Source organism: Mesorhizobium sp. LSJC280B00 (assembly GCF_000502835.1).
GTDB lineage: Bacteria > Pseudomonadota > Alphaproteobacteria > Rhizobiales > Rhizobiaceae > Mesorhizobium.
The window spans coordinates 69,581-89,135 of record NZ_AYVL01000005.1 but is presented as its reverse complement, the minus strand read 5'-3'; the positions used below and the strand labels follow the sequence as shown (position 1 = coordinate 89,135).

At 62.6% G+C, this 19,555-nt stretch carries 18 protein-coding genes; 1 reads left to right on the top strand and 17 read right to left on the bottom strand.

The window, feature by feature from the left end; all coding sequences use genetic code 11:
• The 14 genes from X773_RS49245 to X773_RS49185 all read right to left on the bottom strand — a co-directional run bounded on the left by X773_RS49245 (nt 1) and on the right by X773_RS49185 (nt 15,700).
• Nucleotides 1-183, bottom strand: a complete 183-nt coding sequence (locus X773_RS49245; RefSeq protein ID WP_023675750.1) for a hypothetical protein — start codon at nt 181-183, stop codon at nt 1-3.
• A gap of 3 nt (nt 184-186) precedes the next feature.
• Complete coding sequence (locus X773_RS49240) at nt 187-3,390, bottom strand: SGNH/GDSL hydrolase family protein (RefSeq protein ID WP_031211525.1); 3,204 nt, start codon at nt 3,388-3,390, stop codon at nt 187-189.
• A 159-nt stretch (nt 3,391-3,549) separates the two neighbouring features.
• Nucleotides 3,550-3,924 carry a hypothetical protein gene (locus X773_RS49235; RefSeq protein ID WP_348625922.1) on the bottom strand — a complete coding sequence of 125 codons (375 nt, stop codon included), beginning with the start codon at nt 3,922-3,924 and terminating at the stop codon, nt 3,550-3,552.
• Nucleotides 3,925-4,185: 261 nt separating this feature from the next.
• Entirely contained in the window at nt 4,186-4,806 is a 621-nt protein-coding gene (locus X773_RS49230; RefSeq protein ID WP_031211521.1) for a T6SS immunity protein Tdi1 domain-containing protein, read from the bottom strand.
• Nucleotides 4,807-4,850: 44 nt separating this feature from the next.
• The gene (locus X773_RS49225) at nt 4,851-5,285 is read right to left on the bottom strand and encodes a hypothetical protein (RefSeq protein WP_023675746.1); all 435 of its coding nucleotides are present in this window, start codon (nt 5,283-5,285) and stop codon (nt 4,851-4,853) included.
• Between the two features lie 276 nt (nt 5,286-5,561).
• A complete protein-coding gene (locus tag X773_RS77290; protein ID WP_198023544.1) occupies nt 5,562-7,724 on the bottom strand; it encodes a hypothetical protein in 2,163 nt (720 codons plus the stop codon).
• Between the two features lie 89 nt (nt 7,725-7,813).
• Nucleotides 7,814-8,305, bottom strand: coding sequence for a hypothetical protein (locus tag X773_RS49220; RefSeq protein WP_023675743.1), 492 nt, complete (start codon nt 8,303-8,305; stop codon nt 7,814-7,816).
• Nucleotides 8,306-8,307: 2 nt separating this feature from the next.
• Nucleotides 8,308-8,481: a hypothetical protein gene (locus tag X773_RS78000; protein ID WP_023675742.1), complete on the bottom strand. Its 174-nt coding sequence runs from the start codon at nt 8,479-8,481 to the stop codon at nt 8,308-8,310.
• Nucleotides 8,482-9,141: 660 nt separating this feature from the next.
• Nucleotides 9,142-9,855, bottom strand: a complete 714-nt coding sequence (locus tag X773_RS77995) for a hypothetical protein (protein WP_023675740.1) — start codon at nt 9,853-9,855, stop codon at nt 9,142-9,144.
• 1,789 nt (nt 9,856-11,644) lie between these two features.
• Nucleotides 11,645-12,247 carry a hypothetical protein gene (locus X773_RS49205; protein ID WP_023675738.1) on the bottom strand — a complete coding sequence of 201 codons (603 nt, stop codon included), beginning with the start codon at nt 12,245-12,247 and terminating at the stop codon, nt 11,645-11,647.
• Nucleotides 12,248-12,528: 281 nt separating this feature from the next.
• A complete protein-coding gene (locus tag X773_RS49200; RefSeq protein WP_031211513.1) occupies nt 12,529-12,774 on the bottom strand; it encodes a hypothetical protein in 246 nt (81 codons plus the stop codon).
• 214 nt (nt 12,775-12,988) lie between these two features.
• Entirely contained in the window at nt 12,989-13,978 is a 990-nt protein-coding gene (locus X773_RS49195) for a hypothetical protein (protein WP_023675736.1), read from the bottom strand.
• A 23-nt stretch (nt 13,979-14,001) separates the two neighbouring features.
• Nucleotides 14,002-14,910 (bottom strand): hypothetical protein, encoded by a 909-nt coding sequence (locus X773_RS49190; RefSeq protein ID WP_023675735.1) that lies wholly within the window; start codon nt 14,908-14,910, stop codon nt 14,002-14,004.
• A 217-nt stretch (nt 14,911-15,127) separates the two neighbouring features.
• Complete coding sequence (locus tag X773_RS49185; RefSeq protein WP_023675734.1) at nt 15,128-15,700, bottom strand: hypothetical protein; 573 nt, start codon at nt 15,698-15,700, stop codon at nt 15,128-15,130.
• A 251-nt stretch (nt 15,701-15,951) separates the two neighbouring features.
• Here X773_RS49185 and X773_RS49180 point away from each other — a divergent pair, with 251 nt between their 5' ends.
• Nucleotides 15,952-16,269 (top strand): YMGG-like glycine zipper-containing protein, encoded by a 318-nt coding sequence (locus X773_RS49180; RefSeq protein WP_023675733.1) that lies wholly within the window; start codon nt 15,952-15,954, stop codon nt 16,267-16,269.
• A 223-nt stretch (nt 16,270-16,492) separates the two neighbouring features.
• On the opposite strand, the gene X773_RS49175 is transcribed toward X773_RS49180, so the two are convergent.
• From X773_RS49175 to X773_RS77285, 3 genes are read right to left on the bottom strand one after another with little or no spacing between them, the layout of a single operon-like run.
• Nucleotides 16,493-16,807 (bottom strand): hypothetical protein, encoded by a 315-nt coding sequence (locus tag X773_RS49175; protein WP_031211512.1) that lies wholly within the window; start codon nt 16,805-16,807, stop codon nt 16,493-16,495.
• Between the two features lie 8 nt (nt 16,808-16,815).
• The gene (locus tag X773_RS49170; protein WP_023675731.1) at nt 16,816-17,088 is read right to left on the bottom strand and encodes a hypothetical protein; all 273 of its coding nucleotides are present in this window, start codon (nt 17,086-17,088) and stop codon (nt 16,816-16,818) included.
• A gap of 2 nt (nt 17,089-17,090) precedes the next feature.
• Entirely contained in the window at nt 17,091-19,427 is a 2,337-nt protein-coding gene (locus X773_RS77285; protein WP_023675730.1) for an HNH endonuclease, read from the bottom strand.
• Nucleotides 19,428-19,555 lie beyond the last annotated feature (128 nt).

Sequence of the window (19,555 nt, the reverse complement as noted above, 5' to 3'; positions counted from 1 at the left end):
CTACGCGACGCCTACCCAGACCTCAACGAGACCCTCAATGTCGCCTTCAGGAACCGGGATTTTGCGGCTGTGTGCCGGATCCTTCGGCTTTGCGACCATGATCATCGCGCCGACCACCAGCCATTCCTCGCCCTCCTCGAGCTCGGTGACGAGTTCGCCCTTGTGCTGAATAGGGAACGGCATTGGCTATCCCCGTTCCGCGACTTGTTCGATGAAGCGCAGCGCGTTGCCGTCATGGCCGGCATCGTTGAAATGCAGCCCCTCTTGGTAGTTCCCAGAGTTGATGTAATCGAAGCCATCGACCGGGATGGTCAGCACGTTCCGGGACCTGTAGATCTGTCGGATCGCGCCGAGAGCGGCATCATAGGTGCGGCCGCCGGTGTAGCTTGCATCCCATGCCGCCGAAGGCCGCGTCGGCGGCATGACAAGGATACGCGGTGCAGCGGCCGCTTCCAGCGTGTTGATGATTGTTGCGATGTTTGCCGATATCGTGGCCGGCGGCGTGCCAAAACTGTCATTGATGCCGAGCGCCAGGATGGGCACGATCTTGCCGCCGGCGTAGCCGCATTGAGCGGCGGCCGATGTAAGACGCTCGGTGTTGAATGACGAGAAGGTATAGCTGCCGTGTGCCGCGCGCAAGGTGCGCAGGCGCGGACGCGAGCCGGCCGCCTTAACGCCAAGCCGGATGAGCCCGGTGATCTCCACAGGCCCGCCGACAGCCGTAAGCGTGTAATTGCCGCTTGCCGCTTGCCCGGTGAGCGACGGCCCCGAATACTGATCAAGCGCCAGGGCGCCGGCACAGTTGACGGTTTTGTACGCCGCGGCGCCGTTGAAGGCGAAGGCAAGCGAGCCCTGGGCGGCGTCCTGGGTGTAGTGGACGTCGACCTGTTCACAGGCGCCGGTGAACGCCAAGGATGCGCCTGCGGCGAGGATGATGCTCTCGCCGATCGGCCCGCGCGACCCTGTCGACACGCTCCCGGCGACGGTGACGCCATAAAACGTCGGAAGGTAGGTAGAGCTTGGCCGCAACGCGGTCATGCCCGGTTCATCGTCCGCAATGCCGATATTGGCAAAACGGGTAACCAGGTTGAACCAGTGTTTCGGCCCGTCGCTGGCAAGCGCCCAATGGCCGATGCTATCGGCGATCAGACAGAGCACATCGTTGTTGGCGATGTGTTCGGCCATCTTCGCGCGAAACCCGTCAAAGAGGTTTTGCAAAGAAGGCTGGCGCGGAATGAAGAAGCGCTTGCCGCCGACCATCGGCTTGCCCGGCCCCCAGAGGCCGTCGCCTGATGCAGGAATGGCCGTCAAAGCGAAATTTCCAGGCGGCACATAGGGATTCGGATGAGTGCTCGCCGCCGACGCAAACAGCGCGGTCGCATCGACGACGCCGTTCGGATCGGCGCCACCCAGCAGGTTCATGCCGTCATTTCCGCCGCCCCCGGCCAAGGCCCGATCGGCATCGGCGAGCAGACCGGTTTTGATCGTAAAGCGGACCTCATACCGATGCTGGGCGGATGATGCTATGGTCGCGCCATTCGACAGCGCGCCTGACTTGATCCATGCAGGGATGCCTTGCGGGTTGACGCTGTTTTGAAACTTGTAGGCGCCACCGCTGATCGCCGGATATTTGCCGGCTGGGATTGGGATACCCAGCGGAATATGGGCGACCCCGTTGATCAGCGTCACCGCATATGTGCTTAGGACGTTGACCACCAACCCGCCGAGATAGTCCACTACATGAATGAGCGCAGCGCCGGCGCCAGCGCCAGCGCCAACGTCGACCGCTGTAATATAGCCGTCGGCCGGCGCTGGCGTCCGCATGATGACGCTGTAGCTGCCCGGAACGTCCGACCCGGTGTTGACCAGCGTCGGCCAGCCGATTTCCTGGCTAATGCCGACAGCGGAAACGAGACCGTTTGCCGTGGTATAGGCAGCACGCGCCTTGACGGCGACTTCGCCGGTGAAGGTCGCCTTCCACTGCGGGCCATTTACCGCGCCTATAGTCTTGGCCGCGTGCGAGGCCGGAACCGCGGCCGTGAACCACTCGAGTTCGCCGTTCGGAATTGGCCCGGCAGTGTAGTACCAGCTACCAGCGCCAGTGCGCTGGACGCCCATGACGCTGCCGGCAGGCTTCAGGATCGAAAGCCCTGAAACAACAGACGACGGGCCGGCTGGAAAGGATATCGTCTGCTCTGAAACCAGGCTAAGCGTCCCGTCGCCCTCGACGTGGGCAATGACGATGTGGGCTGTCCCCGGCACGGCGCCAAATCCGAGCTCCAAGGTTGCCAGATATTCGTCGACCGTCGACAGCGATCCGGGCCAGAAATAGATGCTGTCGTTCGTAATCACCGTGCCGCCGACGGAACCAGTGATCGGAACTGGCCCGACGACCCTTGAGCTGATCAGCGCAATCTCCGCCGGTGACGCCCGGACACCTGTATCGACGGCGATCGGGCCTGCCCCGACATTGTACAACCCCAACGAACCAGTCGAAGCTTCGGTCCAGAAATACTCGCCGACATCGACATTCCTGCCCAGCACCGCCGCGGCGGCGGCGCCGGCGAGCCCTGCCGAGGCTGCAAAACTGAACGTCGGCGCCACCGTGTAGGAGCCCGGCGCCGTGATCAGTATCTGCGTCAGCGCCCCGCCCGCCACTATGAAGCGGCCGGCGGCGCCCGAACCGGTCCCGCCAGTAAACGCCAGGTCGAACGTGCCATTGGCGCCGCCCGAGCCCGCCGTGATCGCACCGTTGCCGACGACGCCGAAGCCGATTGCCGCCGCAGTCGTCGGGAAAATGCCCTTGCCGTAGAGCGAAGCGTCGCGTGCGGCCTGAGCGCTGATGACGGCCGCCGCGGCCGCGACAGCATCGAAATTGGTGGCAGCCCGGTCGGCAGTGGTTTGGCCGGCATTCGCGGCGGAAGCGGCAGCGCTCGCGGATGCCTGGCCGGCGCTGGCGGCGGCAGCATCCTTCAGCGCCTGGGTTTCATCGCGCAGCGCTTCGACCTCTTCGACCACGTCCGCGATGTCGGGCGGAACGGATGCGGCGATGGTGATGGCATCGGCGCCGACGGCCGGCTCGTCGGCCGTGAACTCGAACACGCGGTCCGCATTGTCCGACCCGATCTGGGTGTGAACGGTCGTGCCCTTCTGCAGGGTGCGGGTAGTGCGGGCATCGGCGGCGCGGAACCATTCGCCTGCGCTCGCGGTGTAGATGCCGTTCTGCGTCGGGTCGGCCTGGTCCTTGACCAGCACGCGGTCGCCGATTTCGGCCGGCACGCCATCGATGGCCTGCAGGCCGTGCAGGAGGACGTCGGCCGTGGTTGCGAGGCGCACGGGTTCGCGTTCGCCGGTCAGGAGGCGAACGGCGGCAGTTGCAGGTCGGGACATGAGGGCTTGCTCCATAAAAAAAGCCCCGCATAAGCGAGGCTGGAAGGGGTTCGGTGCTGTCGGTGGGAGACTTAAGCTACGCGGCCGGACACCGCGCTATCCGGCGCAGCCGGTGTATTCACGGACGATTTTGCGGATAGTGAGCAGCGCGGTCCAGGGCTATAGCAGCCCGCCAATGAGCCTTCTTGTCCCGCCCATGGCCGCCAGCCCGCAGGCCATGCCGGCGCAGTCGGCGACCCAGTCGAGGATATCCATATCGCGCGCGATCAGCTGGGCGCCCTGAAGCAGCTCGATCGCCGCGCCGGTAAGAGCGAGGAGCACGACCAGCCTCGTCTTGTGTTCCGGCCAGCCGAGGCTTCCGAGCGCCGCCAGCACAGCGAACGCCGCGGCGTGGTTGAGCTTGTCATGGTGGAAGGTGAAGCCCATGTCCAACTCCTGCAGGAAGCGCACCGGCGAAAGCGCGAGCAGGAGAACACCGGCCAAGGTAAGCAGAAAAGCGATCCTTGCCATGGTCGGAAAAGTGTCTGTGCGCAACAGGTCAATCCTTCATCTGAAACAGGAGGCGATCCGGACCGCCAACTGACCGCCCGGCGGTTAGCAGGCCATAAGCCAGCATCGTGACCACAATCAGACCGCTGTCCCGATGGTGGCACGCTCTACCCGGACCGTCCGGCCACAAAACGGATACCGCATCACAGACTGCGGGGGTTGCATCCCTTCAGACCAGAGGCGAATACCGCCTCTAGCCAAGCTTCGAACGGGAGTCCCCAATGGCAGATCAGCGGAAACCCTGTTTTAGAGAAGGTCTCGGATATTGACAGGTGTTCCCGGCGGCAGGTCTTTCACCTTCGCGATAAGTTGGCCCATTATGTGCCAATAGACTTCCAGGTCCGACAGCTCCTGGTTTTTGATTTCGTCCTTGCCATCGAGAAACAATGGTATCTTGTAGCCGATGCATTGGTTGTAAGCCGGTTCGGCGCCACCGGCCTCGCGCCAATCCGCGTAAAGGTTGGCGGCCAACGCCGCGTCTTCATCCTCTATGACATCGACCTCGTGGAAGGTGCGGATGTTGGCCGGCACCTGGAGCACCTCCCCCGTGCCCGGCTCGAACATCACGACACCAGGTTCCCCTTGTTCCAGCCTTTGGCTATCGACTGCAAGCGCCGTCCCCAGCCAATCATAACCAAAGCAGGTGATCCGGCCGGTGAATTCCGGAAAACCCAGGCAGACACGTGCGTTCCAACGTGCCACGTCCTGCGCCCGGATTATCCTGTACAAACCGTGCTTGAACGAAGCGCCGCCGAAACTGGCCAGCAACTCGCTCAATCCAGGCACTTTCGTATCCAGGGAGAAATTGCCGGTGTCCGCCGGCATCCTACTATCCACCGGGAAGTTTTGGCGAAATTTCTCGAACATTGCGACCTCCAATCTACCAGCCGATCAATCTGACGGTGCCTAACCTACTCTTGCCGAACGTCGAACGGCTTGATGGTAGCGGAAGGGAGACCTCGTTCATCAAACACATCGAAGACTCGCTCCGATAAGACGAGGTTAAGGTTCTTGGCGATGCCGAAGTCATCGTGACCCGCTTTCCCGTTTACCTTCAGCCACACGAAAGATGGAAGCTCTACCTCGGGCTGAAGTTCGCGGAAATCTTCGGACGTTGTGACTTCAACAGGGGCGAATGTCGCTCCGGTGAAGCCGATTTCTGACAACGCGTGCGCGGCCTCTTCCGTCACGAGGAAACATGGAAAGCTTGTTATAAGAACATCACCGATCCATCCCTCCATCTGGTACACAAGCTTGCTCACGATAGGAGGGTGGACGCTGGTATCCATAACAGTGCCGTCACCCAATCCGCCGGCCACATCGGGCAGAATGTCAAAGTATCTCATCATTCACCTATTGGCGGATAGAACAAATGTCCATACTTCTTGTCGATTTCGGTAACATAGTCAAGGACGTTATGGCGGGTAGCATGAGAGTTATTCTTATAGAAATATTCTCACTCGTTCCGAATGACCTTCTGGTGCAAATTTATGTCGAACTCGTTCCGGATTCCACGAAGATTCTCGATTGAATGCAGCTCTTGCTCTGTAAAAAGCCCGAGATACCTTTTTAAAATCCCCTGCTCGACGCCATGATGCACTATATAGTTGCTTTTGTTGAGGCTAGGATTCGCGTCGAAAAAGGTTTTTCGATAGTCCTTGGATGGAGCCCAGCCAACCTTCGCCCCCGGCATGTTTAACTTTGGACGTATCCCTGGCAAGCATCGCAGCTAATAGCGCGGTTTCAACGCCACTGTCGGATATTTCGCCGGGTGGTGTCTTCCGGCGTGGCATTGGTGGCGAGACCGAGCGCGCAAGCGCTTGCTGGTGCCTAAGGGTTTCGGCATCGACCCCACGAACAAGCGCCTCGCCGCCTTCGACTAGGTCAGTCGGCCGCCTCGAAAATATTGAGAGTTTCTCTACCCAGGGCTTGGCAATCTTCGCCGCGGCGCGTTCCAGGGCCACGGCCGCCAACCTATCGCCAGGAATTGCGCCCGCGGCATTGAGCAGTGTTTCTTCGTAGTTGCCTTCCAGCGCTGCATTTCCAGCCTTCTCCAGTGCAAATGACGTCCCCAACGGCGTGAAGTCGGCCACCGAGATGCTGTCTTCGCCAAGCCCATCGGAGCCCACGAGTTTTTGTGCGAGACGACGCCACAGGCTCCCCCGCTCACTGTCGCCGGCTATCAATCTCCCGAGCCACTCTTGATTCGTCGGTAAGTAGTTGGTGAGTTCCGCGTTTGATACCGATCGTCCTGGCTCGACAGTGTTGGCTAAATCGAGCAGCATCATCGGGTCGACTACAGCTGCCCGGACCGACCTATCCGCGATGCTGTTATCTGTTTGGGACGCGCTGGTCTGAAACAGGTGGCTGAGCACCGCTTCGCGCGCGGCTTGATTCGGTAGCGCGGCGAACACATTGCGCAGCTCTGCGGTCTGGTCTTGCGGCTGGGCCTTGAGTCTGCCGACAATGTCCTCAGCGACAGAGTTGGGTAGCGGCTGGGCGGTCTCAAAACCCAACTGTTGCTGGGCGGCGATGGAGCCAATGATCGCCGCCCGATAGTCTCCCGGCTTCGACAGGTTGCTCCAGGCCGCATCAAGGTTCGCGAATGCCTCGCGGACATAGCCGCCCGGATCGGCCTGCCTGGCCTTGAACGTCAGGTCCGCGGCGGTGGCGATAGCGTCATGGCGCGCCTTGTGCACTTCCGGCGTTGAACTATCTGCGGTGGGGTCGGCGTCCTTGACCATGGCCCGCACGGCGTTATTCGACAGGTCGCGCATGCCGTGGAATTGACGATTAACCTCAACGGTCCTGTTGAACGCCTCGAAGCGCCTGGCGCCTTCGGTAGCGCCATAGAGAGCGACGAACTGTTCCGGCGTTGGGATCGGGCCGGAATAGGTTCCATTGTCCCTGATGTCGGCCGGCGCATTCTGCTCGGCCAGGATAATGTTTGTGCGTTTTTCGACTTGCCGCATCGCGTCGGCGGCTCGGGCCTGCTGGACCAACCCTGGCCGCTCTTCGGGGGCAATGTCGTCCCCAAAAGCCTGCGCCAACGTTTGGTCCGGCGTAAGCTTGCCTACGCGGTCACGGAGCGAAGCCGGTGCGGCAGTTCCATCCGCCGGAGGCCCACTCACAGCCTCGACGGTATCGTCCTTGGTCCTGCCGTCAGTCGCTCCCGACCCCCCACCCAGCATCTCCGCAGCACGCTTCGGGTCCTGGGCAATCATCGCCCGGACAAGCGCCTTGGCCGTGTTGGCGCGCCAGGCAGCCTCGGCCGCCTGCCTGGCGAGTGGGTTGCCCATCTTGCCGATCAGGTCGAGCCCGCTCTGCCTGATCGCCTCGAATGTTTTTGTGTCGTTCGGGTCGCTTTGCGCGATCGAGCCGGTGTAGATTTGCTCGACCTTGCTCCACTCGGCCTGCTCATAGTTCTGGCGCCGCGCGTGCTGCTGCGCGGCCATGCGGGCCGAGCCGGCGAGCCGCAACGCCTGCTTTTGCGCCAGGAAATTGGCGCGTTCGCCCTCCGGCACTTTCGCTACGGTGTCGTCGAAGATCTGGTCGAACAGGCCGGGCTTGACGACGCCGTCGCTGCGCGGACCGAGCTGGCCATACATGAAGTCGTGCAGGCCGCCGCCGTCGGCCGGCGCGGTCTGCACCGCCACGGCCTCGGCGTGCGCGATGCGTGCGTTCAGCTCGCGGCCGATAATGTCGGCGTCGAATGCATCCTGCTGCTGCTTCTGCTGCCGGAAGCGCTCGGCAATCGCCGACAGCTCGTCGCCAAAGCCTTGCATGGCGGCGCCCGCCGGCGAGCCGCTGGGATAGGAGGCCACAGTGCCGGTGTCGAGGCGGCGCTGGGCAAGCTGGAGCGGGATGGTGGCCATCAGTAGAGGCCTCCACCCGGCGCCGGCGGGAAGGCGCTTCTGCCGAACGTCACCGCCTTGGCCGGGTCGTGGAGGCCGGAGATGCCGGACACGAGATTGCTGCCGGCCTTGAAGATCGAGGCGCCGACCGCCTGCCTGCCGGAAAAGCGCGCGATCGCCGCCTGCGTGGCGAGACCGTTCTGGCGCAGCTGCGAGCCGTACTGGATCGCCTTGAGGTCGAGCTGGCCCTGCCTTGCATTGGCCGCCATCACCTCGGTCGGCGAACCAGAAATAGCGACGCCCGAAGCGCCGGCCTGGGCACGCGCCTGCGCCTGCAGCAGATCCTGCTTATGGCGCTCCTGGCCCTGCTCGAAGGCCGAGCTTTGGGCGTCGGCCCGCGCCTGCTGTTCATAGGCCTTGGCCTGGTACTCGGCCATTTGCTTCGACTGTTGGCCTTCCGCCAGCGCGCCGCCGACCGAAAGCGCCGTACCGATAAGAGCTAGTGTGCACATGGTCAGCCTCGTTCGCCGGCGGGAATGAATTTGCTTTTGATGCCGTCGACCGGCGCGCCGATCGCAGGCCGCCGGTCGAGCACGCCGCCGGGGCTGAGGAAGGACAAAAGCAGCCGGTCGGCCTGGATCGCCGGGCGGCTGAGACGCGATGGCGCGACGGCCCGCGGGCCGGCCATGGCAATGCGCCGGATGGTGGTCAGGTTGACTCTGACCCCGGCAGCGCCGTCGGACAGGCCGTTGGCGGCGGTGNCTGCTCGATCAGCCAGTGGACCGTGCGCCAGCGCTCGCCGAGCGCCTCGGCCTTTGTCCTGACCTCGTCGCCCGGCGCCGGCGTGGCGGCGACGGCTTCGGCGGGGGGGTCGTCCAGGGGGGCGTCGACGCGGCGCTCGTCCGCGTCCTCGATGGTTTTCTCGATCAGCGCGATTTCAGCGTTGCAGTCGTCCAATGCGGCACGCGCCGCCGTCAAATTGCCGGCGCCGAAGATCGCGTGAAACTTTTCCGTTTCCAGCTCGCCCTTGCGGGCGATCGCATTGTTGAGGTCGGTGTCGAGCAAGGCGCGGATGGCAGCGAAATCGGCAGCCGTCCGCGCCTTGCCGAGGTCTTCGGCATGGGTTGGGGTCACTGGTGGGTTCCTTGGTTGGGGAAGCGATGGAAGACGGAGCGGGTGATCTCCCCCCTCGAGGGGAGATGGCCGGTAGGCCAGAGGGGGTCGTCTCGCGTGGAGCGCCGGCGTTCTTCCCCCGCGATGGAGGCGATAGGAGGCCGCGTCAGGACGAACCGACCCCCTCTGTCGCCTTCGGCGACATCTCCCCCTCGAGGGGGGAGATCAGCAGTTCCTAAGGCTCGGCGTCGAACACTGGTGTCATCGCCCTGATCGTGCAGGGCGTTGGATTGACGTGGCGGATCTTCACCCGCCCCTGCCCTTCCCAGCTATCGTCGATCGGCACCTCGACATTGCCGGTGAACAATTTCGCCATGCCGTCGGGTGCAACCACGGACGGGATGCGAACCTGCTCCCAGCGGCCGCGGATGAACGACTGGACCTGAAGCCCGGTTGTGTCGGTTTCCAGCAGCGAAAGAATGAGCTTGGCCACCTTCTTGCGCCGCCCGACGATCGATCCGTCGCGGCCGCCGACATCGAGCTCCAGCGTGTTGGCTTCGGACTGGTAGCCGAGCCCGACCTGCCATTTGGCTGCCGTAGCCCCACCGGGCAGCGAGACCGCGCCAGCGGCCACGGCAAGGCCCTTGTAGACTTTGCCATCGGCCAGGACGTCGGCTGTTTCGCCGTTGAGATGATCAAGCCCTGAGACCGTGCCCACAGCGACGCCACCATAGGTCAGGCCGCAGTCGACTTCGAATGCATCGCCGATCCCGCCATACTCGAACGGCGCGGTCTTTATTTCGATATAGCGCCTGGTCACGCCGCCGATCGTGCGCTTGACTATCAGCCAGAGATCGTCGTTGCCGTCCTGGCCGGGCGTCACCACGGCGCTTTCGACAACGGCCCAGTTCGATCCTGCGAAGCTTCCGGCGATCTGGTGGATATGCATGCCGCGAACGTCTTGCGACGGCTGGTGCGTGTGGCCGCCGAGTTCGCCATTTCCGAGCGGGAACCACAGCAGCGGGTCGGGGTCGGTCTGGAAGGCGAGTTCAACGACGCCNGGGAACCACAGCAGCGGGTCGGGGTCGGTCTGGAGGCGAGTTCAACGACGCCTTTCTTCGGAATGTGCTCCGATATTTGACCGACATCGTCGGAGGTGAAGCGGCCGGTGGCGTTTTGCGTCAGCTCGGCGATCGATTTGCGGGAGCGGGTGACATAGAGGAACGACTGCCCCGCATCGACGGGACGCAGCGGGGCACAACCGAAAGTCCGCGACCGGCGGTTCTTGAACGAGGACGGCGTCAGCGCCTCGTCGATCCCGGAACCCGACAGCGCCCTCACCCCGCCAAGCGTTCCGATGATCAGCGCGCCGTCCGATTCCGCCACCCACGTAATGTCGTTGGCCTGACCGCCACCTGCCTGCACGAATTCCAGCGCGTCGGTGTCTTTCTCACCGGTGGCGAAGTTGTCGAAATCGCCGGTTTGCGAGGCATAGACCGAGAATTTTCGGCTGAACGCCAGGCGCTCCTCGTAAAGCGAACCGCTCTGCACATACTTGCCGGGCACGAACGTGCCGAGACGCCAGCGAATGATCGGGCTGAGATCGGGCAGAGCATGCCCGTACAACTGGACCGTGACCACCATGGTGCTGGTCCGGGCAACGATCTTGGCCCAGCGCCAGAAGCCATCCGCGCCAAGCAGACGAACGGCACGGCCGACATCGCTGGTCTGGAAGCCGATGCCGTCGTTGATGCCGACGATCGAGGAGGCCAAAAGATCGAACGGCGTTTGCGACGGCGCGTATTCGTGCAGGGCCAGTTCGGCGATAGCGGTTCCGTCGCTGCCGCCACCTGAAAACAGCAGCTGATAATATTCGTAGGCAACCGTGTTGTTGAAGCCGTCGAAGAAACGGGTTTCCGACTTGGACCAGCCCGTCTCTCCGTCGCGGCTGTCCAGCGTCGTCCAGTCGGTGCCGTTGTGCGAGGCCTGGAATTGCCACTGGCTTGGCGATGCAGTGTCTGAGTGATCATTCGTCGCGGTAATCCAGTAGGCGTCGACTGTCTTGGCCCCGCCGCCGAACTGGTAGCGCAGATACCCGCTCGGAAAGCCCGCTATGTTCTCCCCCTTCTGCTTGTCGCCATCGAACACCTGCCACACGTCGGATGAGCCGTTGCTGTTGCTGACCGTGCCGCTTGGCAGCGTATTCGCGACCATGATCGGCATGGCGTTGCCGGTTGCGGCCGGCGTTAGCGTCGTGGCCGTGATGTTGATCTTGTCGTAAGGGCCGTCGAGAAAGACGAAATCGGCCAGCGTCCAGGTCGTGTGCGCGGTGCGCGTCAGCACTTTGACCGGATGATCCTTATGGGTGATCCACATCTGGTCTGCCGACTGGACGAATTGCAGGTCGAAGAGATCGGCCTCGGGATAAGGCGAAACGACTTCGACCGTGCCGACGCGCGCGCCATAGGCATAGACGCGGATGGAGAGATCGCCGAATTCGAGCGCATAGGCCTGATCGGCCGAGAAGATGAACGGGATCAGCCGTGTCGCCTTTGACGGAGCCTTCACCTGCGCGCAAAAATACGTGCCGCCGCGTTTCCTGATGCCGCCATGCGGCAGCGTGACGAAGTTCGTGCATTTCGACAGCGCCGCCCGGTAAAGGTCGAGCGAGGCGCGAGCATGCAAGCGGGGAGAAATCTCGCCGCGGATGAAAGCGTCCTGGATCGGATAGAGCGTGGTCATCGGCCGACGAACCGGCTGTCGCCGCGCTGGAAAGCCCAGGACGTCGTGGAAAATCTGCCGCCGCGCTGAATGGCATTGGCTGAATAGGCGGCGTCCAGCGCCCTGTCATAGGCGCTACGGGCGACGTCGATCATGCTGGCCTTGTGGGTCAAGGGATGGGCGATCTTGATGGCGAGCGCCGCCACCAGCACTTCGCTGAACAGCGCGTCCCAGTCGTTGGGGTCGGTCAGATTGGCGACATAGCGGATGACGCGCGGTCCGGCCTGATCCGAATAGATCAGCCCGGCCTCCTGCCGCCATGAGAGCGGAACGCCGTCCGGCTCGCCGCTATGGGTCAGCGGCAAGGGCCGCAGGCAATCGGCGGGAAGCTCATAGGCGAAGTTCAGCGTGCCGGCGCCACTGCCGGTGTCGAAGCCGGCGACCGAGGCCGCCAGGATGGCGAAGACAAAGGCGTGCTTGGTCAATTCGGCCTCGCGGGTCAGGTCGAAATGCAGATTGAGCAGGCGTGCCGCCTTGGCATCCTGGTCGAGGCTTTCGATCGGCGCCTCGTCGAGCACGGCGAGCGCCATGTTGGCGATGTCGAGCGGGGTGATGGCCATGGCTCAGGCCTCCGGCTGTGTGGTTGGTCGGGGAAAACGGGGCATGGTGCCTCCACGGCAAAAAGCCGCTTCAAGGCGGCTGGGATTTCTTGTGATTTTGGCTTGGGCGGAACGTTGCACGTCTCGTGCATGGAGCGTCACGACGCCAACCGCCCGTCAGGACACGGGTGGCAGGCGCTGCGTGATCCGCCTCTTTTCCGTTCGAAGTAAGGAAGCAATGCTTCGGCTATTGCGGTTCACGACACCGCCGCGCAACGCGGCGATGTCTTGCATGAATTGTGTCAGCCGACGTGTGCGCCGGTCGAGATCCCTGTTTCAGCTGACTTGGCAAAGACGCTTGCTTTCACCCTTCCGGCACCTCCCGCCAAAGCCAAGCCCCTGTCCAGGGCGTCCTGAAGACTTGGCGTGTAGTAGGCGGTGTCTTCCAGGCCGCTGAAGAAGTTTATGCGATGAACTTCCCCCTTCTTGCTCATGACAATGCCCGCTTTTCGGAGCACTTCCTGAACTGTTTTGTACTTCATGTTCATGGTGACCTCCCTTACCAAGACAAGGCAGCATCGCCCTTTCTTGTAACTGTTTGGTGCCGTCGATTGGCCAAAGGGCAACACGAATAATGTGGTGAACGCCAAAATTCACATCACTCTGGCGCAGCGCAGCGGGTGAACTTGGGGTTCGCCACATCGGCCGACCTACCGTCCAGAAGGGGCGGGAGTTCTTCACTCCTGCCCCCTTCCAGCCCGATCAGGCCTCCGTCGTCTTCAGCGCGATGAACGTCATGTGCTTGACGCTCGACGCCGTGCGGTCCCAGTTTGCCGCCAGTGCCAGCTCGGCATCGGTGGCGAATTCTCCGGCCGAGGACGCGTCGAGGAAGCGGGTGCCCGGCACATGCGGCACGAAATGCCGGCGGCCGACCATTTCGGTGACGCCACCGCCATGGCCCTGCCGCGGCTTGCGGTCGAACTCGAGCGGCCCGCCTTCGGTGTTGACCGGCAGCTCGTTCCACAGGATCGCCTTGTCCTTGAACATGAACGCCGTGTAGACGCCGCCGGCAACCGGAATGTCGTCGTCGACGACGGCCCTGAGCCCCATGTAATAGGGGATCAGCGGTCCGCCCTGCTCGGACGACGGCACATAGTCGATGAGGTCGGCGAGCTTCAGCGCCTTCATCTGCTTGGAATGCATCCAGATCGTCTTGAATTTGTCGGCGCGGTCGCCCATCAGATAGGCGGCCTCGATGATGTCGGTGTCTACGATGGAGGCGCCGGTGACGCGCACCAGGTCACCGGCGTCATTGGCGATGTTGTCGGCCAGCACGCCTTTCAGTATGCCCAGCAGCGTCAGCTTGTTGGCGCGCTGCCAGTAGTCGGTCTGGCGGCGCACGATAAGCTTCTGCGGATCGTCGCCGGCAAGGATCGAGGTCAGATCCGGGATGCCCCAGGCCTGCGCACGCACATTGCGGGCCGCGACTTCGCGGCGCGCGCCGATCTTCTTCATCTCGATCGAGTCGGCCGGGTCGTCGTTGACCGGCTCGGACGGATCATTGCCGAGGTCCTTCCAGCCGGGCATGTCGACGGAACGTCCGCCCAGGCTGAGCTTCGAGGCGATCGACGGGTCGGAAAACAGGATCCCGGCCTGGTAAATCTCCAGCGACTGGACGTGCTCCTCGAACGAGTATTGCGCATAGACGGAGGGAACGATCGCGTCCGCGATACGGGTATAGGCATCTGCCATTTTTGTCTTCCTTCAGGTTTGGGTTAAAGAGGATTGTTGGGCATCCACAGGTCGGGATTTTCGCCGGCCTCGCGTGCCAGCCGCCGGGCACGGGCCGGGTCGCCTTTGACGAGCGCCGAGATGCCAGTCAGGTTGCGCTCGCCGGCGGCATTGCGCTTGAAGGGATTGCCTCCGCTCAAGGCAGCATTGCCGTCGATCGTGTCTTCGCGGAACATCGCCTCGCCGATGGCGTGGAACGCCTTGGCGATCTGCGGGTCGGTCAAGGCACCGTCCGGCAGAAGGATGCCCTTCGCCTTGTAGGCATTGACCAGTCCGAGCTTCTTCATCGCCCGGTTGGCGACCTCGAGCTTCTGGCGAAAGCCATCGCTGCCGGTCGGCCCCCAATCCCTGACGAGATCGTCGTGCGTCGTCTCGACCGAACGGGCAAGGGCGATCTGCTGTGCCTTGGCCTGCTCGGCCATGTAGCCGACGAAGCGGTCGTGATAGGCCTGTGCGACCTTCGGGGTAGCACCTGCCTCGACCGCCCAGGCCTTGGACGCATTGGCGAGTTCGTCCGAATAGGCGAAGTTTTCGGGGAGCCCGTCGGGGCGCCGGTACTCGACCTTCTCGGGTGAGGTCAGCGGACGCATCGCCTCGGGCAGCCGGGCATGGAACCTGTCCCAGTCTTCCGCGGCTGCATCGGCTGCCGGAACGCGCAGGCTCTCGCCCTGCTGCCGCTCCAGCTCCGCATAGGAGTTGAAAACCCGATCGAGGCTGTCAGGCTTGGTCCAGCCCTTGGTTTCAGCAAGCTTGCGGTTGCCTTCGGAGAGACCGTCAAACCAGCTTGTGGCCGCAGGCGGGGCGGACCCGTTGTCCCCGTTGGCCGGTGGCCGTGCAAGGTTGCCCGCCGGTGGCGCCGCCACCACGGACCCGGCGTCTGCCAGATCTGTCATGAGAAGATTCCTTTTGTTGAGAATTAAAGGCCGGTGATGAGAGCGCTGGCGGCGAAGCTTGGTATCTCCCCCCTCGAGGGGGAGATGGCCGGCAGGCCAGAGGGGGTAGCCGCGCGTGGAGCGCCGACCTCATCTGTCGCCGGGCGTCGCGCCCGGTCGAACCGACCCCCTCTGTCGCCTTCGGCAACATCTCCCCCTCAAGGGGGGAGATTAGCGCCTACGCATTATCGCCCCAGTTCTCCCAGAGCAGCGTGATGATGCCCGACACCGCCAGCGTGCCATCGGCGTCGATATCGGTGCCGGTGGCAAACGCCAGGTTGAGATAGAGGTCGACCGGCGTCACGGTGCCGTCGAGCGTCAAGGCTGCGGCAACATCGGCAATCGATGCGCTCGACGGCGCGGCACCCGCGCCATCCAGCGTACGGCCAGTGGCGCCCACCACATTGACCATGGTGCCTGCCAGTACAGCGCTCGATGCTGCCGCCGAGCCGAGCGACCAGGTCAGCGCGGCATTGTCGTTGATGGTCGAGGCGCGTGGCGTCAGCACGGCGAACTGCAGTCTTGCCGTGCCGCCTTTGATCCGCACCTTGCCATCGAGAAAGTCGAAGAGCTTCTGGCTGGCAAAGCCCTGCGCATCGGTGACCGGCACCGGCATGGCATTGAACGAAAAGACGGTGCGGTAGGCGCCGCCCTGTCCGGTCGTCCTGGCGGTAAGCCCCGCCTTGGGCGGGGCAAGGCCGGCTTCTCTGGCGGCGGCACGCGAAAGCGTCCGGGCAAGACCTCGGGTCATTTGGTATCTCCGTTTGAGGATTTGAGGAAGAGTTGGCCGCTGCGTAGAAAAAGCAGATCGGGCGACATGGGGCCGTCAAAGATTAGTCTCGTTTGGGCATCGTCTTGCCGAGCCGTCGTCTCAGGCCGTCAGACAAAAACAACCATGTCTTATTTCGTGAGGCACGGTGCCTATGTTCCGCCGCAAATGCGACCGTACTTGGCAAAATCAGCCTGCGAATTAGTTCATAGACTTCAAGGGAGTATCAGACGATGACCATGTCCAGAGCCATTGCCGCCATGTTCGTAACCGCCGCGCTGGCAGGCTGCGCGCAGACCGAAGCACAGCAGAGAACCAGCACCGGTGCGCTGCTCGGCGCCGGCGCCGGCGCGCTTGCCGGCCAGGCGATCGGCGGCAACACCAAGAGCACGGTCATCGGTGCCGGAGCCGGCGCCTTGCTGGGCGCCGTCGTCGGCAACGCCACCACGCCCCAGCCGCGCAGCGAACAGCTTTGCCGCTATCAGGACCGCAACAGCGGCCGCATCTACACCGCCCCCTGCGACGACCGGTACTACAACGGCGATTATTGAGTGTAGAATGCGGTTGGCGCGGTGGAGCCAGCTTCAGCGGCTAGTGCATGTCGCCCAAAAGTTTGCAGCGGTTCTGGGACAACGACATGGATGAACAAAGACCTAAAGGCGCGTCGATACGCGACGCCCTTTAAGGGACGATCTGTCAGGCCAAGCCGGGTGTACGGCAGGGCAGAATTAGGGGCATCATCACCTCAATTCGCAATTCCAATCAGAAGAACGTTCAACCCACGAAATTTTCGTCCACGAACATCTCCGCAAATTTCTGCGGTGTGAGAGTTACATCATTGTCGCGGGCGATTTTGAGGTTCCTTGCCCACATATCCCGGATTGCTGCCGGCATCCCCTCAGGCATGTGCATAGACTGGGCTATTGCGTCATGCCATTGTCCATCGCCGCCATAGATAGATTGCAGTTTGGGGCCCATCTTTTTCAAGCCATCCTCCGACTCCTGAGAAAGTTCTCCGATGGCCCAGAGCACATAAAGCTCCAGTAGCCTAAGCAGCGGCTGTCCATCATAACGTGGGTCAGTCGACATATTACCTCTCATGCATCATAGGTGGCGTAATAAATGAGTCTTTCACAGATCGCGGAAAGGCTGGGCCTTTCTTTCAGCGACGCAACCCAGGCCTCGATAACCTCGATCGCAATGTGGATTTCGAGAAAGTATGTCAGGCCCTCTTTGGCTGCCTCCGCTGGCACCAATGCCCCTTCCGGCCCAGTTGCAACCATTGCGTCTGAATCTTCGGTCCAAGGCTCCGACACATAAATCGTGTCCTCCTCGTCAAATTCCGGCAACCGTCCAACGATATCCAGCAACTTTATTGTTTTCCCCACAAAGAAAATCCTCCTCGGCGATCCGGGTGTAATGTCTCCTGGAAGGTACTCCCACCATCATGTTGGGATCTAGGGACAAGTTGCATCACACCGGGTTCTGCGGCGTGGTGCCAGCTAAAGTCAGGAGGCGCGGTCCGGGGAGCGAGCCCTGTCTGCGTTCGCTGAAGATTGACCCCCTGATTCCGCAAATCCTGAGCGAAAGCCGTTTCTCCTTCCATCGTTTGCAATAAGGATTCGTTGGCAGCTTGGTAATGTACCTCGCGCGAGAAGCCCGGATACAAGGTCGGGCTCAACCTCATTTCAAAGATCACACTATAGAACTGGCCTGTCGGCGCCCGAATTGCTCCGGTACCCGCATCTTCTGCGGCAAGTTCGGACACGCGCTTGTTGGCAACGAGGCCTTCGGCGCGCTTCGCGGCTCCCGAACCGACCGCTTCGATTGCGCGCGTTATCCCTTTCTCGGTAACAGCAGCTCGACCAACCCCGGGCCATGGTATCGACCAGCCCAATGCGTCAGATCCCTGATGCATCATCAGATTTTCATCGCGGTTCGACGGCTCGTAGTAAGCACCCGTGAAATCAGGCGGGCTGAGTGTTGCCTGGGTATTGCCGTCGGCGGCCAGAGTAACCAGTTTGGCCGCAAGTTCAGCTGCGCCGATCCCCGCATTGGCGGCCGCCTTGCCAAGACCTTTGGCCTGCGATGCCAACACTGCGCGCGTCGACATAGGCTTGTAGCCGGCCTCAACCGGCATAATCCAGGCCAGATCGGCATCCGCCAGTTGCCGGGCCACGCCTGCTCGAGCGGCAGGGCCGGACGTTCCGGCAAGCAGCGTGCTTACTTTCGCGTTTATGTCCTGCTGGTACATGCTCGCGCTGTCATAATTATCGGAGAGATCACGGATAATGGACAGCGGCACGGGCTGAGGGTCCTCAATACCCAATTGTTCCTGCGCGGCGACAGACATGGCTATCGCTTTGTCATAGGCGTCCTTGTCATAGCCGTTCGGGTCCTCGAGTCTGCCACCGGTCACCGCTTTCCATGCGGCAGCGATATTGGGAAACACTTCGCTGACGTAGCCCCCGCCATCGGTTCGTCTGTGATTCATGACCAGCCCTACCGCCGCGGCGGTCGTCTCACGGCGCGCCTGGTCTTCCTGCGAACCGTTCGGCCCGGAATCGGCATCGTGAAGGGCGGCATGGATCGCTTGGTTCGGCATGGTGCGCATGCCGAAAACCTGCCTACCGACATCGGCTCGCCAGTCGAAATCCCGGAAGCGTTTGTCGCCCTTGTCGAGCCCATAGGCGATCCTGAAGGCGTCCCGGCCAGGCATCTTGCCGGAATAAGCGCCAGTCCGTGCGATGGCGTCCGGCGCGTTCTGCTCGGCGAGACCGATGTTGGTGCGAAGCTCAACCTGCTGAGCAGTGTTGGCCGCCTGCGCCTGTCGGATCAGCGCTGCCTGTTCCTGTTGCGGAAGGTCGTCCCTGAACGCCTGCGCCACCCTTTCATCAGGCGTCCGCTTGCCGACGCGGTCACCCTTCGCTGCCGCCGCATTGGGCGCACCAAAGGCGCTGGAGCCACCCACGGCCGCGGCGGTGTCGTCCTTGGTTCGGCTTCCAGCCTGCGCAGCACCCAGCATCTCGGCAGCCTGCTTCGGATCCTGGGCGATCATCGCTTGAACCAGCGCCTTGGCCGTATTGCTGCGCCAGGCGACTTCCGCCGCTTGTCGGGCAAGCGGGTTGCGAAGTTTGGCGATCAGGTCAAAGCCGTTCTGCCGGATCGCGTCGAACTTCTCGGTGTCCTTCGGGTTGCTTTGCGCGATGGCACTGGTTGAGATGTTATCGACCTTGGTCCACTCGGCCTGCTCATATTCGTCGCGCCGCTGAAGCTGCCTCGCAGCCATCCGTAGTGAGCCGGCCTCGCGCATGGCCTCCTTCTGCCTGGCGAAAGCGGTGCGCTGACTCTCGGGTATTTTCGGCAAGGCGTCGTCGAACAGCGTGTCGAACAGGCCAGGCTTGGTGACGAGCCCGGTGCGCGGATCGACCTGGCCGTACATCGTGTCATGCAGGCCTCCGCCATCGGCCGGCGCATTCGCCACCACCTCGTCTTCCGCCTGCGCGATCTGGCCGTTGAACCGACGCCGCGCGAGTTCAGCGTCGAACGCTTCCTGCTGCTGCTTCTGCTGCTGGTAGCGCTCTGCGACGGCAGAGAGCTCGTCGCCAAAACCCTGCATCGCCCTGCCGATCGGCGACCCTTCGGGATAGGAGAGCACATTGCCGGTATCGAGCCGGCGCTGAGCAAGCTGGAGAGGTATAGTCGCCATTTAATATTCCTTGCCCAAGGAGCCCGCAGACTCGAACTGCCGAAGATCACCGCGCGGTCGGGCGCCGCACCGGCGATCCGGCCGGGTCCTGCCGCCTTCGTCGGGTCATGAATTTTGGAGAGGTCGCC

Bases quoted from the DNA above. Each gene is read 5' to 3' on its own strand.
- X773_RS78000 (WP_023675742.1), bottom strand. From the start codon at position 8,481: ATGGCCGGCCCGCGGGCCGTCGCGCCATCGCGTCTCAGCCGCCCGGCG.
- X773_RS49230 (WP_031211521.1), bottom strand. From the start codon at position 4,806: ATGTTCGAGAAATTTCGCCAAAACTTCCCGGTGGATAGTAGGATGCCG.
- X773_RS49185 (WP_023675734.1), bottom strand. From the start codon at position 15,700: ATGACCCGAGGTCTTGCCCGGACGCTTTCGCGTGCCGCCGCCAGAGAA.
- X773_RS49175 (WP_031211512.1), bottom strand. From the start codon at position 16,807: ATGTCGACTGACCCACGTTATGATGGACAGCCGCTGCTTAGGCTACTG.
- X773_RS49180 (WP_023675733.1), top strand. From the start codon at position 15,952: ATGACCATGTCCAGAGCCATTGCCGCCATGTTCGTAACCGCCGCGCTG.
- X773_RS77995 (WP_023675740.1), bottom strand. From the start codon at position 9,855: ATGCATATCCACCAGATCGCCGGAAGCTTCGCAGGATCGAACTGGGCC.
- X773_RS49195 (WP_023675736.1), bottom strand. From the start codon at position 13,978: ATGGCAGATGCCTATACCCGTATCGCGGACGCGATCGTTCCCTCCGTC.
- X773_RS49240 (WP_031211525.1), bottom strand. From the start codon at position 3,390: ATGTCCCGACCTGCAACTGCCGCCGTTCGCCTCCTGACCGGCGAACGC.
- X773_RS49190 (WP_023675735.1), bottom strand. From the start codon at position 14,910: ATGACAGATCTGGCAGACGCCGGGTCCGTGGTGGCGGCGCCACCGGCG.
- X773_RS49245 (WP_023675750.1), bottom strand. From the start codon at position 183: ATGCCGTTCCCTATTCAGCACAAGGGCGAACTCGTCACCGAGCTCGAG.
- X773_RS77285 (WP_023675730.1), bottom strand. From the start codon at position 19,427: ATGGCGACTATACCTCTCCAGCTTGCTCAGCGCCGGCTCGATACCGGC.
- X773_RS49200 (WP_031211513.1), bottom strand. From the start codon at position 12,774: ATGAACATGAAGTACAAAACAGTTCAGGAAGTGCTCCGAAAAGCGGGC.
- X773_RS49205 (WP_023675738.1), bottom strand. From the start codon at position 12,247: ATGGCCATCACCCCGCTCGACATCGCCAACATGGCGCTCGCCGTGCTC.
- X773_RS49225 (WP_023675746.1), bottom strand. From the start codon at position 5,285: ATGAGATACTTTGACATTCTGCCCGATGTGGCCGGCGGATTGGGTGAC.
- X773_RS77290 (WP_198023544.1), bottom strand. From the start codon at position 7,724: ATGCAAGGCTTTGGCGACGAGCTGTCGGCGATTGCCGAGCGCTTCCGG.
- X773_RS49220 (WP_023675743.1), bottom strand. From the start codon at position 8,305: ATGTGCACACTAGCTCTTATCGGTACGGCGCTTTCGGTCGGCGGCGCG.